At 71.7% G+C, this 13,765-nt stretch carries 12 protein-coding genes; 11 read left to right on the top strand and 1 reads right to left on the bottom strand.

The annotated features are described in order from the left end of the window. Positions 1-10 precede the first annotated feature (10 nt). Positions 11-334 carry a dioxygenase gene (locus tag E4K62_RS08740; RefSeq protein WP_167747761.1) on the bottom strand — a complete coding sequence of 108 codons (324 nt, stop codon included), beginning with the start codon at positions 332-334 and terminating at the stop codon, positions 11-13. Positions 335-441: 107 nt separating this feature from the next. Here E4K62_RS08740 and E4K62_RS08735 point away from each other — a divergent pair, with 107 nt between their 5' ends. From E4K62_RS08735 to E4K62_RS08685, 11 genes are all read left to right on the top strand, one after another. Then, entirely contained in the window at positions 442-1,788 is a 1,347-nt protein-coding gene (locus tag E4K62_RS08735) for a replication-associated recombination protein A (RefSeq protein ID WP_135066322.1), read from the top strand. Between the two features lie 209 nt (positions 1,789-1,997). Next, positions 1,998-2,627: a 30S ribosomal protein S4 gene (gene rpsD, locus E4K62_RS08730; RefSeq protein ID WP_135066318.1), complete on the top strand. Its 630-nt coding sequence runs from the start codon at positions 1,998-2,000 to the stop codon at positions 2,625-2,627. 73 nt (positions 2,628-2,700) lie between these two features. Beyond that, the gene (locus tag E4K62_RS18880) at positions 2,701-3,111 is read left to right on the top strand and encodes an ATPase (RefSeq protein WP_240742871.1); all 411 of its coding nucleotides are present in this window, start codon (positions 2,701-2,703) and stop codon (positions 3,109-3,111) included. A gap of 66 nt (positions 3,112-3,177) precedes the next feature. After that, positions 3,178-5,844: an alanine--tRNA ligase gene (gene alaS, locus E4K62_RS08720; protein ID WP_135066315.1), complete on the top strand. Its 2,667-nt coding sequence runs from the start codon at positions 3,178-3,180 to the stop codon at positions 5,842-5,844. Beyond that, on the top strand, positions 5,841-6,314 hold the full coding sequence (gene ruvX, locus E4K62_RS08715) for a Holliday junction resolvase RuvX (protein WP_135066312.1): 474 nt from the start codon (positions 5,841-5,843) through the stop codon (positions 6,312-6,314). Before alaS ends, ruvX begins: the two co-directional genes overlap by 4 nt. Before the next feature lies 1 nt (position 6,315). Next, on the top strand, positions 6,316-7,761 hold the full coding sequence (gene mltG, locus E4K62_RS08710; RefSeq protein ID WP_135066310.1) for an endolytic transglycosylase MltG: 1,446 nt from the start codon (positions 6,316-6,318) through the stop codon (positions 7,759-7,761). After that, on the top strand, positions 7,755-8,585 hold the full coding sequence (locus E4K62_RS08705; RefSeq protein WP_135066307.1) for a shikimate dehydrogenase: 831 nt from the start codon (positions 7,755-7,757) through the stop codon (positions 8,583-8,585). Before mltG ends, E4K62_RS08705 begins: the two co-directional genes overlap by 7 nt. 4 nt (positions 8,586-8,589) lie before the next feature. Next, complete coding sequence (aroC, locus tag E4K62_RS08700) at positions 8,590-9,819, top strand: chorismate synthase (protein ID WP_135066304.1); 1,230 nt, start codon at positions 8,590-8,592, stop codon at positions 9,817-9,819. Further along, entirely contained in the window at positions 9,806-10,336 is a 531-nt protein-coding gene (locus tag E4K62_RS08695; RefSeq protein WP_135066301.1) for a shikimate kinase, read from the top strand. Before aroC ends, E4K62_RS08695 begins: the two co-directional genes overlap by 14 nt. Continuing rightward, on the top strand, positions 10,333-11,406 hold the full coding sequence (aroB, locus tag E4K62_RS08690; RefSeq protein ID WP_135066298.1) for a 3-dehydroquinate synthase: 1,074 nt from the start codon (positions 10,333-10,335) through the stop codon (positions 11,404-11,406). The genes E4K62_RS08695 and aroB overlap by 4 nt, the downstream gene beginning before the upstream one ends. A gap of 35 nt (positions 11,407-11,441) precedes the next feature. Next, the gene (locus E4K62_RS08685) at positions 11,442-13,763 is read left to right on the top strand and encodes an FdhF/YdeP family oxidoreductase (RefSeq protein WP_135066295.1); all 2,322 of its coding nucleotides are present in this window, start codon (positions 11,442-11,444) and stop codon (positions 13,761-13,763) included. Positions 13,764-13,765: the final 2 nt, after the last annotated feature.

Genomic DNA, 13,765 nt, shown 5'->3' with positions numbered 1-13,765 from the left:
AGGGCACCCGTCACGGCGTGGGCGCGATCTCGCCCGGCGTCTCTGCGGGGCTCGGTTCTGAGGGCGCGGTGGGCTCGGCGGGCGGCGCGGGCTCGCTCGAGGGCGCCGGCGTCGTCGGGGTGGCGCTGGGGGAGGGCTCCGGCGTGCCGGGGCCGACGGTGAAGTAGGCCACCTGTCCGCCGATGGCGGCGAGGATGACGGCTCCGCCGAGGACCGCTGCCAGCAGGTTGTCCCGGCGTCGGCGACGGCTCTGGCCCTCGTGATACTGCCGGCGGGCCTGGTAGACCCGTGCGCGCTCACGCGCCTCGCGTTCGTCGCGCCCCTTGCCGGCCACAGCATCCTCCTCCGCCCGGTGCTCCCCGGCGCGAAGCATCCTACGCAGGGCGCCCGGCCGCGGCCAAAAGCGGGATCCGTGGGGGTGGGCCCGGATAGCCTGGAGCGATGACGTCCTCCGCTGCGCTCTTCCGGGGGCAGACCCCTCTCGCGGTGCGGATGCGGCCGACCTCCCTCGACGAGGTCGCCGGCCAGGGGCATCTCCTGCGCCCCGGTTCCCCGCTCGTGGCGCTGGCGTCCTCCGACACGTCGACCTCTGCCTCCTCGGTCATCCTGTGGGGCCCGCCCGGCACGGGCAAGACCACGCTCGCGCAGGCGATCGCACGGTCATCGGGGCGCCGCTTCGTCGAACTGTCCGCCATCACGGCAGGCGTCAAGGACGTCCGCGAGGTCATGCAGGAGGCCCTGAACCAGCGCGACTTGTACGGCCAGTCCACCATCCTCTTCCTCGACGAGATCCACCGCTTCACCAAGGCGCAGCAGGACGCCCTGCTCCCGGGCGTGGAGAACGGATGGGTCGTGCTGATCGCCGCGACCACCGAGAACCCGTCGTTCTCGGTCATCTCGCCCCTGCTGTCACGGTCGCTGCTGCTGACGCTGCGGCCCCTCGACGACGAGGATCTCGGGCTCCTGGTCGACCGCGCCGTCACCGACCCGCGCGGCCTCGCCGGCGCGGTGACGCTCGAGCCCGACGCGCGCGCCGCGCTCATCCGCCTCGCGTCGGGCGACGCCCGCCGGGCACTGACGGCGCTCGAGGCCGCCGCATCCGTCGCCTCCGACGACGCCGAAGAGGCCGAAGAGGGCGAGGCCGCGGCGACGCCCGTGGTGACCGCCGAGCACATCGGGCAGGCCGTCGATCGCGCGCTGCTCCGCTACGACCGGCAGGGCGATGAGCACTACGACGTCATCAGCGCCTTCATCAAGTCGATCCGCGGCTCCGACGTCGACGCGGCCATCCACTACCTGGCGCGCATGATCGAAGCCGGCGAAGACCCGAGGTTCATCGCGCGGCGGCTGGTCATCTCCGCCGCCGAGGACATCGGGCTGGCCGACCCGCAGGCCCTGCAGATCGCGGTGGCGGCAGCGGACGCCGTCGCCTTCATCGGCATGCCCGAGGGCCGCATCCCGCTCGCCGAGGCCACCGCGTACCTCGCCACCACCGCGAAGTCCAACGCCGCCTACAACGCGATCAACGCCGCGATCGCCGACGTCCGGGCCGGCGGGTTCGGGCGGGTGCCGGCCCACCTCCGGGACGCGCACTACCCCGGGGCCAAGCGCCTCGGACACGGCAAGGGCTACAAGTACCCGCACGACAGCGACATCGGCATCGTGACGCAGCAGTACCTGCCCGACGAGCTGCGCGGGCGCCGCTACTACCAGCCGACCACCCACGGCACCGAGCGCGACGTGTCGGCGCGCCTGGAGAAGATCCGCCGCATCGTCGACGGCACCTGATCTCACCCGCGCTCCCGAGAAGATGCCGCGGATGGGGGAGCGCAGGAGTGCTCTGGTAGACTGAATCGGCTCGAAACCGAGTTTTCGGGCATCCCCCTCTTCCTGAACCACCGTACGGTGCGCCCCGGCGTGCGAACCGGACGGGCGGAAGGGGTTGATACGTCCGTGAGCCGCGAAGTGCGCGGCCACGTCTTCGGAAGGAATCCTTCGTGGCAACGAAGTCTCAGGACCGCCGTAAGGTCCGCCTGTCCCGTGCGCTCGGCATCGCGCTGACGCCCAAGGCAGCCAAGTACCTCGAGAAGCGCCCCTACGCTCCCGGCGAGCACGGGCGCACCAAGCGCAAGCAGGACAGCGACTACGCCGTCCGTCTGCGTGAGAAGCAGCGTCTGCGCGAGCAGTACGGCATTCGCGAGAAGCAGCTGCGCATCGCCTTCAACGAGGCCCGCCGCACCGACGGCCTGACCGGTGAGAACCTGGTCGAGCTGCTCGAGATGCGTCTGGACGCCCTCGTCGTGCGTTCGGGCCTGGCCCGCACCACCGCGCAGGCGCGCCAGCTCGTGGTGCACCGCCACATCCTCGTGGACGGCCAGACCGTCGACCGCCCGTCGTTCCGCGTGAAGCCGGGTCAGCTCATCCACGTCAAGGCCAAGAGCGAGGGCCTCGAGCCCTTCCAGGTCGCCGCCGCCGGCGGGCACGCCGAAGTGCTGCCCCCCGTCCCCGGCTACCTCGAGGTCGAGCTGGACAAGCTGCAGGCCCGCCTCGTGCGTCGCCCCAAGCGCGCCGAGGTGCCCGTCACGTGTGACGTGCAGCTCGTCGTCGAGTACTACGCCGCGCGCTGAGCCACGCTCATCGTGCACGAAGGGCGTCGGGTTCTCCCGGCGCCCTTCGGCGTCTGCCGTCTACGATGAGGGGATGCCGCGTGTGCGGCCCCGATCCGAGGAAGTGACGATCGTGAAGAACGTGCTCTGGTTTGTGCTCGGTGTCGCCGGCGGATTCGCCGCCGCTCATCTGATGAACAAGGACCCGCGCGGGCACGAGGTGCTCGCCCAGGTGGATGCGCGCATCACCGAGTTCACCGATCGCCTGGGTGCCGCCTACCGCGAGCAGGAAGCCCGCTTCGCCGGTCCCGCGACCGAGGTGAAGGACGCCGCCGCCACGGCGTACGAGACCGCCAAGGATGCCGTGGCCTCCGCGACCGACACCGCAAAGGAAGCCATGGCCCCGGCGGCCGAGGACGCCGTGGATGCCGCCACGCCGGCCGACGGCGCCACCGAGGGGTCCGCATCCGCCGGCGCCGAGGACTCGCGCCCCGCCTCCTCCTGACCATCCCCCTGCCTCCCTGCCCGCTCGAGCGGGCCGGATGACTGCGCCTCCCGAAAGGCCCGCTGAATGAAGACCGCTGAGATCGCCCAGCGCTACCTCGACTACTTCGAGAAGAACGACCACACGATCGTTCCCTCCGCCTCCCTCGTCACCGACGACCCGTCGCTGCTGTTCACCGTCGCAGGGATGGTCCCGTTCATCCCGTACCTGACGGGGGTCGTGCCCGCGCCCTACCGGCGCGCCGCCGACGTGCAGAAGTGCATCCGCACGAACGACATCGAAGAGGTCGGTCACACCGCCCGGCACGGCACGTTCTTCCAGATGCTGGGCAACTGGTCGTTCGGCGACTACTTCAAGGAGGGGGCGATCTCCTACGCGTGGGAGCTGCTCACCGCCTCGGAGTCCGACGGCGGCCTCGGCTTCGCCGAGCGCGACCTGTGGGTCACCGTGTACCAGGACGACGACGAGGCCGCCGAGCTGTGGCAGAAGATCGCGGGCCTCCCCGTCGAGCGCATCCAGCGGCTCGGCCGCGAGGACAACTACTGGTCCACCGGCCAGCCGGGCCCGGCAGGGCCCTGCTCCGAGATCTACTTCGACCGGGGCCCCGCGTACGGGCGCGAGGGCGGCCCGGCCGTGGACGACAACCGGTTCACGGAGATCTGGAACCTCGTGTTCATGCAGTACGCGATCACGAACGTCCGCTCCAAGGTCGACTTCGACATCATCGGCGACCTGCCGGCGAAGAACATCGACACCGGCATGGGCCTGGAGCGCGTCGCCTTCATCAAGCAGGGCGTCGACAACATGTACGAGACGGATCAGGTGCGCCCCGTCCTCGACCGCGCCGTGGAGCTCTCCGGCCGGCGCTACGGCGCCGACCACGAGGACGACGTGCGCTTCCGCGTGGTCGCCGACCACGTGCGCTCCTCGCTCATGCTGCTCTCGGACGGCGTGACGCCGGCCAACGACGGCCGCGGGTACATCCTGCGCCGCCTCATGCGCCGCAGCGTCCGGGCCATGCGCCTGCTGGGCGTGGACGCGCCCACGTTCCCCGAGCTGTTCGCAGCCTCCCGCGACGCCATGAAGTCGGCGTATCCGGTGGTGGAGACCGACTGGCAGCGCATCTCCCAGTACGCCATCGCGGAGGAGGAGACGTTCCTCCGCACCCTCGCGGCCGGCTCGACGATCCTCGACCTCGCCGTGGAGGACACGAAGAAGGCCGGCGGCTCGACGCTCTCCGGACCCGAGGCGTTCCTGCTGCACGACACGTACGGCTTCCCGATCGATCTCACCCTGGAGATCGCCGAGGAGGCCGGGCTCTCCGTCGATCGCGCGGCCTTCGACTCACTCATGCTCGAGCAGCGCAACCGCGCCAAGGCCGACGCGAAGTCGCGCAAGCGCGCGTTCGCCGACCAGAGCGTGTACCGCGACTTCCGCGCCCAAGGCGAGACCGTCTTCACCGGCTACACCGACCTGGAGACCGAGTCGCGCGTGCTGGGGGTGCTCGTGGACGGCGTCTCGGTCGACCGCGCCCGCACCGGGCAGGTCGCCGAGGTGATCCTCGCCGAGACGGCACTGTACGCCGAGTCGGGCGGTCAGGTCGCCGACAAGGGCGTCATCGTCGGCCCCGGCTACGAAGCCGACGTGCTCGACGTGCAGAAGCCGGTGCCCGGCCTCATCAGCCACACCGTGCAGATCACCACGGGTGAGGTCGCCGTGGGCGAGCCCGCCACCACGGTGGTGGATGCGGCGAACCGTCGTGCCGCCCGACAGGCGCACTCCGCCACGCACCTCGTCCACGCGGCGCTGCGCGACACGCTGGGCAAGTCGGCCACGCAGGCCGGCTCGCTCAACCGCGCCGGCTACCTCCGCTTCGACTTCTCGTGGGGACAGGCACTGTCGCCCGAGACGCGGTCGGAGATCGAGGAGATCGCCAACAACGCCGTGCGCGACAACCTGGAGGTCACCACGCGCGTGCTGCCGCTGGATCAGGCGCGCGAGCTGGGCGCCGTGGCGCTGTTCGGCGAGAAGTACGGCGACACCGTCCGCATGGTCGACATCGGCGGCCCCTGGTCGCGTGAACTGTGCGCGGGGACCCACGTGTCCTCGAGCGCGGAGGTGGGGCTCATCAACCTCGTCGGGGAGTCCTCCGTCGGGGCATCGAACCGCCGCGTGGAGGCCCTCGTCGGTCTCGACGCATTCCGCGACCTCGCCGCCGAGCGCGCCATCGTCTCGCAGCTGACGTCGTCGCTGAAGACCCCCCGCGATCAGCTCCCCGCCCGCATCGCGGAGCTGACGGCGAGCCTGAAGGCGGCGGAGAAGCGCATCGCGCAGTTCGAGGCCCGCGCGCTGGCCGACCGCGTGCCGCAGCTGGCGAACACCGCCACGACGGCGGGACGCGTCCGCGTCGTCGCGCAGTCGATCGGCGCCGCATCCTCCGCCGACGACGTCCGCTCGCTCGCCCTGCAGGTGCGTGACCGGATGGGCGACGGCCCCGCCGTGATCGCCCTCGGCGCCACGCTGGGCGAGCGCGCGACGGTGGTCGTCGCCACGAACGAGGGCGCGCGCGCCGTCGGCGCGAAGGCCGGGGCGCTGGCCAGGGTCGCCGCGGCTGCCCTCGGCGGCGGTGGCGGCGGGCGCGACGACGTCGCGCAGGGCGGCGGCACCGACGCAGCAGCGCTCGGCGCAGCCCTGGACGCCGTGGCCGCAGAGCTGGCCGCGACGGGGGAGTGACGCTCATCCGCCGCGGCATCCGGCTCGGCGTCGACGTCGGGAAGGCGCGCGTCGGGGTCGCCCGCAGCGATCCCGACGCCCTGCTGGCCGTGCCCGTGGAGACCGTCCCGCGCTCGGACGCCACGATCCGGCGACTGCTGGAGCTGGCTGCCGAGTACGAGGCGCTGGAGTTCCTCGTCGGCCTCCCGACGAGCCTGAGCGGCGCCGACACCCCGTCCACGACCGACGCCCGCGACTTCGCCGCCGCGCTGGCGGCGGCCTCGCCGACCCCCGTGCGACTGGTGGACGAGCGCCTCAGCACGGTCACCGCGCACAGCGCGCTGCGATCCGCCGGGCGTTCCCAGCGTCGTTCTCGTAACATTGTTGACCAAGTCGCCGCCGTCGTCCTCCTCCAGCAGGCGCTCGATGTCGAGAGAAGCTCCGGCAACCCGGCCGGAGTGGCACTCCCTCCGGGACAGGAGCCCGCCTGACATGCCCGACACCCCGTCTGGATTCGATGATCCGTTCGCGGATCTGTACGGAAAGCTGCCCGACCCGAATCGGCGCAGCACAGCCCGCGACGCCACACCGAAGTCCCGTCGTGAGGCACGCGCGGCCCAGCGCCGCCAGAACGACACGACCGCTCCACGCGAGGACACCGTCCCCGCCCGTGTGCGTGAATCCGTACCCGCCTCGGACGCGGAGCGTGAATCGGAGCCGGCACCGGTCGCCGCCCGTGAGCGCGAATCCGTGGGCGCCGCCGCCGGGCGGTCGACCGGACATGGCCGCTCGGCGCCGTCGGCGACGCTCGACGACCTGTTCTCGGGGGAGCGGTCCACGAGCGACCTGGGTGCCCCGCCGCCTCGGCCCAGCAGGAAGCGCCGGCGGACTGCCGGCTGGATCGCCATCGTCCTCGCCCTCGTCGGCGGCGTGGCGGCCGGAGGCCTGTGGGTGTGGAACACGTATGAAGACGGCATCCGCTCGTTCATGGGCTGGGAGGAGCCGAATGACTACGAGCCGGGGCTCGCGCACGGTGAGACCACCATCACGATCGCCAGCGGTGACACCGGCGGACCCGTGTCGCAGAAGCTGTTCGACGCCGGGGTGACCAAGACGCCGGAGGCGCTGTACGACTACATGATCGAGAACAGCGTCACGTTCACCTTCCAGCCGGGCGTCTACCGGCTGCAGCTGCAGATGAACGCCGCCGCCGTCCTGGACACGCTCGCCGATCCGGCCAGCCGGATGGAGAACACCGCGCAGCTGCGCGAAGGGCTCACCGCCGAGCAGACCCTCACGGCGCTGTCCGAGCAGCTCGAGATGCCGCTGGAAGAACTGCAGGCCGCCGCCGCGGATCCGTCGGCGTTCGGCGTGCCGTCGGACTCGCTGGAGGGATGGCTCTTCCCCGCCACCTACACGTTCGACCCCGCGGCCACCGCGAGCGACGTGATCGCCCGGCTGGTCGCGCGCACCGTGGAATCCCTGGATCAGGCCGGCGTGCCCGAAGCCGACCGGCAGCGCGTGCTCACCATCGCCTCCATCGTGGAGCGCGAGGGCAGGCCGAACGACTTCGCCAAGGTGTCCCGCGTCATCCAGAACCGCCTCGACCAGGGCATGAAGCTGCAGATGGACTCCACCGCCCAGTACGGGTACGGGGAGCTGCACGCCGGCTCGGCCAGCACGTCGGACGAGGCGCAGTTCGACGACAACCCGTGGAACACGTACGTGATCGACGGACTGCCGGCCGGTCCGATCGCCAACCCCGGCGACGCGGCGATCGACGCGGCCATGCACCCCGCGGACGGACCGTGGCTGTTCTTCGTCACGGTCAACCTCGACACCGGCGAGACCGTGTTCACCACCACCGCCGACGAGCACGAAGCGGCGCGGCAGCAGTGGATCTCGTGGTGCAAGGACAATCCGGGCAAGGGATGCTGACGGGCACGAGGCTCGCCGTCTGGGGGGATCCGATCGCGCACAGCCGGTCGCCGCAGCTGCACGCCGCGGCGTACCGCGTCCTCGGGCTGGACTGGGAGTACGGACGCCGGCGCGTGGGCGAGGACCGTTTCGACCCCGAACTCGCGGGCCTCGACGCCACGTGGCGGGGACTGTCGCTGACGATGCCGCTCAAGCACGCCGCGGCCCGGGCGGCGCAGGTCCTGGACCGTCATGCTCAGGCGACGGGCGCGGTGAACACGCTGCTGCTCGGCGAGGAGCGGCACGGCTTCAACACCGACGTGGGCGGCCTGGTGCGGTCGCTGCGCGAGCAGGGCGTCGAGGAGGCTCCCGCCGCCCGGATCCTCGGCGCCGGTGCCACGGCCACCTCCGCGCTGGTCGCCCTCGCCGATCTCGGGGCGCGCCGCGTCGAGGTGGTCGCGCGGCGCCCCGAGGCCGTGACCGCGTTGATCGCGCTCGGTGAGTCCCTCGGTGTCGCCGTGATCCCCGCCGGGTTCGACGATCCGTCCCCCGGCCGCGTCCAGGTCACGATCGCGACGCTCCCCGGCGGCACCGATCTGGGTGCGGGGGCCGACCGGCTGGCAGCGGCGGGCGGAGTGCTCGTGGACGTCGTCTACGGCCACTGGCCCACCCCGCTCGCCCACGCATGGGAGCGGGCGGGGGGCGTCGCCTTCTCCGGACACGGGATGCTGCTGCATCAGGCTCTCCTGCAGGTGCGCGTCTTCGTCTGCGGCGAGCCTGGTACCGCCCTCCCGGAGGAGACGACCGTGCTGGCCGCGATGCGCCGAGCGCTCGTGGGAGACTAGGGCAATGCTCCGCGTGCTCACGGCCGGCGAATCCCACGGCCCCGAACTGGTCGCCATCATGGAGGGTCTTCCCGCCGGCGTGCCGATCTCCTCCGACGCGATCCGCGCCGACCTCGCCCGCCGGAAGCTCGGCTACGGCCGCGGCTCGCGGATGAAGTTCGAGGAGGACGAGCTCACGATCTCCTCGGGCGTGCGGCACGGCTTCACCCTCGGCAGCCCCATCGCCTTGCGCATCGGGAACACCGAATGGCCCAAGTGGGTCGAGGTGATGAGCCCCGAGCCGGCCGAGCTGACGGAGAAGTCCCGCGGGCGCGGCGCCGCGCTCACGCGCCCCCGCCCCGGTCACGCCGATCTCGTCGGCATGCAGAAGTACGACTTCGACGAGGCCCGGCCGATCCTCGAGCGCGCCAGCGCCCGTGAGACCGCAGCCCGCGTCGCGCTGGGCGCCGTGGCCCGCGCGTTCCTCTCCGAACTGGGCATCCGGCTGGTCAGCCACACCCTCTCCATCGGCCCCGTGCGCGTCCCCGAGGACGCCGCCCTGCCCGCCCCCGACGACGTGGACGCCCTCGACGCCGATCCGCTGCGGTGCTTCGACGCCGGTACCAGCGCCCGCATGGTCGCCGAGGTCGACGACGCGCGCAAGGCCGGCGACACCCTCGGCGGCGTCGTCGAGGTGCTCGCCTACGGCCTGCCGCCGGGGCTCGGTTCGCACGTGCACTGGGACCGGCGCCTGGACGGCAAGCTCGCGCAGGCGCTCATGAGCATCCAGGCGATCAAGGGGGTCGAGGTCGGCGACGGCTTCCTCACGACGACGCGCCGCGGATCGCAAGCCCACGACGAACTCTTCGCGACGGCGGAGGGCATCGCTCGCGCGAGCGACCGCGCCGGCGGCACCGAGGGCGGCATGTCCACCGGGACGGTGCTGCGCGTGCGGGCCGGGATGAAGCCCATCGCCACGGTGCCGCACGCCCTGCGCACCATCGACGTCGCCACCGGGACGTCGGCAACCGCCCACCACCAGCGTTCCGACGTGTGCGCCGTGCCCGCTGCCGGCGTCGTCGCCGAGGCGATGACGGCGATCGTGCTCGCCGAGGCCGTCCTGGAGAAGTTCGGCGGCGACAGCGTCGGGGAGACGCGCCGCAATCTGCTGTCCTACCTCGACGCTCTCCCGGCGGCACTGCGCACGACGCCGGCCAGCGATGCCGCGGCGGCCGCCACCGATGGCGGCATCTGACACGATCGCCCTCATCGGTCCGATGGGGGCGGGCAAATCCAGCGTGGGGCGCCGCGTCGCCAAGCAGCTCGGCGTGAGCTTCACCGACACCGACGCCGTGCTCGCTCGCACGCACGGGCCCATCCCCGACCTGTTCGCCGAGCACGGCGAGGGGGGCTTCCGGTCTCTGGAACGCGAGGCCGTGCGCGACGCCCTCCGCAGCGGCGGCATCGTCTCCCTCGGGGGCGGAGCGGTGCTGCATCCCGACACCCGCGCCGACCTCGCGCCCGTGCGCGTCGTCCTCCTCACCGTCGACCCCGCCGTCGTGGCCGGCCGCATCCGCGGGGGATCGCGGCCGCTGCTGGCAGGCGAGGACGGCACGGCCCGATGGATGGAGATCTTCCAGGCCCGCCGCCCGATCTACGAGGCGCTGGCCGACGTGACCTTCGACACCTCCCATGGCCCGCTGCGGGCCGTCGTGGACGCCGTGGCCCAGTGGGCCCTCGCGTCCGCACCGACCGGATCGAGCACCGCATGACCCTCACGACCATCACTGTTTCCGGAGCGACCCCCTACGACGTCACCGTCGGCCGCGGTCTGCTCGGCAGCCTCGGCGACGTGCTGCCCGCCGCCGCGCGGAAGGTCCTCATCGTCCACCCGCCGACGCTCGCCGAGCGTGCGGAGGCGCTGCGGCAGGCGCTGCTGACCGACCGGGAGGTGCTCCTGGCCGAGATCCCCGACGCCGAGCAGGGCAAGCGCGTGGAGGTGGCCGCCTTCTGCTGGCAGGTCCTGGGGCAGGCCGATTTCACGCGCACCGACGTGGTCGTCGGATTCGGCGGGGGAGCGGTGACCGACCTCGCCGGCTTCGTCGCCGCGACGTGGCTGCGCGGCGTGCCGGTCGTGCAGGTGCCCACCACGGTGCTCGGCATGGTCGACGCCGCCGTGGGCGGGAAGACCGGACTCAACACCGCCGAGGGGAAGAACCTCGTCGGCGCGTTCTGGCCTCCGCACGCGGTGGTGTGCGATCTAGACCTGCTCGATTCGCTGTCGCCCAACGAACGCGTCGCCGGCTACGCCGAGGTCGTCAAGGCGGGTTTCATCTGGCATCCCGAGATCCTCGACCTCATCGAAGCCGACCCCGTCGAGGTCGTGAACCCGCGCAGCGACGCCTTCCGCCGCACACTCGAGCTCGCCATCGACATGAAGGCGCGCGTCGTGGGCGAGGATCTTCGCGAAGCCGGCCTTCGCGAAGTGCTGAACTACGGCCACACCCTGGGCCACGCGATCGAGCACGCCGAGCGCTACCGCTGGCGCCACGGCGCCGCCATCTCGGTGGGCATGACCTTCGCCGCCGAGCTCTCCCGACTCGCCGGCCGGCTCCCCGACGACGTCGTCCAGCGCCACCGCGACATCCTGGGCGCCTTGGGCCTGCCGATGACCTATCGCGCCGGGGCGTGGCCGCAGCTGCTGGCCACGATGCAGCGCGACAAGAAGAGCCGCGGCGGGATGCTGCGTTTCATCGTGCTCGACGACGTCGCGCGCCCGACCGTGCTGCAGGCGCCCGACGAGTCGCTGCTGTTCGCCGCGTACCAGGAAGTCGCCGGCTGAGCGACCACCGTCCGCCGAAGGATTAGGCTCGGATCATGGCGACGAAGCCCCCCACCCACGACATCGATGAGTCCGACGTCACCGTCGGCTCCCGCAAGCGCAAGGCCGTCGGCGTTCCCGCCGTGCTGCACGCCCTCGACATCGCCGTGGATCAGATGGGGGTGACACGCACGGCGCGCACCCTCATGCGGGTGAACCAGAAGGACGGGTTCGATTGCCCCGGGTGTGCGTGGCCCGAGGAGGACAAGCGCCACCTCGCGGAGTTCTGCGAGAACGGCGCGAAGGCGGTCGCCGAGGAGGCGACCATCCGTCGCGTCGGCCCCGATTTCTTCGCCGAGCACTCCGTCGCCGAGTTGGCCGAGCACGACGACTGGTGGCTGGGGCAGCAGGGTCGCCTGACGCATCCGATGATCCTGGAGGAAGGCGCCACCCACTACCGGCCCATCTCGTGGGACGACGCGCTGTCGACGGTGGCCGACGCTCTGCGGGAGCTGGACGACCCCGACGAGGCGATCTTCTACACCTCCGGTCGTACCTCCAACGAGGCGGCGTTCCTGTACCAGCTGCTGGTGCGCGGGCTGGGGACGAACAACCTGCCCGACTGCTCCAACATGTGCCACGAGTCCAGCGGATCCGCGCTCGTGGAGACGATCGGCATCGGCAAGGGCACGGTCTCCCTCGAAGACATCCATCACGCCGACCTCCTCATCGTCGCGGGGCAGAACCCGGGCACCAACCACCCGCGCATGCTCAGTGCGCTGGAGAAGGCGAAGGGCAACGGCGCGACGATCGTCGCCGTCAATCCGCTGCCCGAGGCCGGTCTCATGCGCTTCGAGAACCCGCAGACGCCGCGCGGTGTCATCCTGGGCGGCACGAAGCTCGCCGACGAGTTCGTCCAGATCCGCCTCGGCGGCGATCAGGCCCTGTTCCAGGCGATCGCGGCACACCTGCTGGAGGTGGAAGCGAGGGACGGCGGCGTGCTGGACACCGACTTCCTCTCGCGGCACACGAGCGGCTTCGACGAGTTCCGCGACGCGATGCAGAACGCATCGTGGCCGGAGTTCGAGACGGCGACGGGCATTCCGGAGGCCGAGCTCCGCCGCATCGCCGAGCTCGTGCGGACCGCCAAGTCCACGATCGTGTGCTGGGCTATGGGCCTCACGCAGCACAAGCACTCGGTGGCGACCCTGCGCGACGTGGTCAACCTGCTGCTGCTGCAGGGCAACCTCGGCCGACCCGGCGCGGGCCTGTGCCCCGTGCGCGGTCACTCGAACGTGCAGGGCGACCGCACGATGGGCATCTACGAGAAGCCGCACGAGGGCTTCCTCGCCTCCCTGGACGCGGAGTTCGACTTCTACGCGCCGCGCAAGCACGGCTATGACACCGTCGAGGCGATCCGCGCCATGCGCGACGGACGCGCCCGCGTGTTCCTGGCGATGGGCGGCAACTTCGCCAGCGCGACGCCGGACACCCTCGTGACCGAGGCCGCACTGCGCCGCGTCGACCTCACGGTGCAGGTGTCGACGAAGCTGAACCGGTCGCACGTGGTCACCGGGCGTCGCGCGCTGATCATCCCCACGCTGGGCCGCACCGATCGCGACGTGCGCCGCGGCGGCGAGCAGCGCGTGACGGTGGAGGACTCCATGAGCGCCGTGCACGCCTCCCGCGGCCGGCTGCGTCCGCCCGCCGACGACCTGATGTCGGAACCGGCGATCATCGCCCGGCTGTGCGAGCTGGTGTTCGCAGGGCGGGAGGACTCCCCGAACGTCCCGCGCGCCGACTGGAAGCGGCTGGGAGAGGATTACGCGCTCATCCGCGAGCACATCTCCCGCGTCGTGCCGGGGTTCTCCGACTACGAGAAGCGCATCGCCGGCGGCCGCACGTTCATCCTGCCCAACGGGCCGCGCGACGACCGCACCTTCGCGACGCCCGACGGCCTGGCCCACTTCACCGTCAACGAGCTCGAGTACCCCGTCATCCCCGCGGGACGCCTGCTTCTGCAGACGCTGCGCTCGCACGATCAGTACAACACCACCATCTACGGCAAGGACGACCGCTACCGCGGGGTCTACGGCGGCCGGCGCGTCGTCTTCGTCAACCGGGAGGACCTCCACGCTCAGGGGATCGAGGACGGCGAGATCGTCGACCTCGTGTCGGAATGGCCGGCCAGGGACGGTTCCGTGGAGGAACGGCGCGCGGAGCGGTTCCGCGTCGTGGCGTACGACACGCCACGGGGCAACGCCGCGGCCTACTATCCCGAGACCAACGTGCTTGTCCCACTGGATTCCACCGCCGACGGCAGCGGCACCCCCACGTCGAAGTCGGTGCTCGTGCGGGTGGAGCGCCGCGAGGGCTGAGC

Origin of the sequence: Microbacterium wangchenii (genome assembly GCF_004564355.1) — a bacterium.
GTDB classification, from domain to species: domain Bacteria; phylum Actinomycetota; class Actinomycetes; order Actinomycetales; family Microbacteriaceae; genus Microbacterium; species Microbacterium wangchenii.
This window is presented reverse-complemented; position numbering and strand designations above follow the sequence as displayed.

Bases quoted from the DNA above. Each gene is read 5' to 3' on its own strand.
- aroC (WP_135066304.1), top strand. From the start codon at position 8,590: ATGCTCCGCGTGCTCACGGCCGGCGAATCCCACGGCCCCGAACTGGTC.
- E4K62_RS08735 (WP_135066322.1), top strand. From the start codon at position 442: ATGACGTCCTCCGCTGCGCTCTTCCGGGGGCAGACCCCTCTCGCGGTG.
- E4K62_RS08685 (WP_135066295.1), top strand. From the start codon at position 11,442: ATGGCGACGAAGCCCCCCACCCACGACATCGATGAGTCCGACGTCACC.
- aroB (WP_135066298.1), top strand. From the start codon at position 10,333: ATGACCCTCACGACCATCACTGTTTCCGGAGCGACCCCCTACGACGTC.
- mltG (WP_135066310.1), top strand. From the start codon at position 6,316: ATGCCCGACACCCCGTCTGGATTCGATGATCCGTTCGCGGATCTGTAC.
- alaS (WP_135066315.1), top strand. From the start codon at position 3,178: ATGAAGACCGCTGAGATCGCCCAGCGCTACCTCGACTACTTCGAGAAG.
- E4K62_RS18880 (WP_240742871.1), top strand. From the start codon at position 2,701: ATGCCGCGTGTGCGGCCCCGATCCGAGGAAGTGACGATCGTGAAGAAC.
- E4K62_RS08695 (WP_135066301.1), top strand. From the start codon at position 9,806: ATGGCGGCATCTGACACGATCGCCCTCATCGGTCCGATGGGGGCGGGC.
- E4K62_RS08705 (WP_135066307.1), top strand. From the start codon at position 7,755: ATGCTGACGGGCACGAGGCTCGCCGTCTGGGGGGATCCGATCGCGCAC.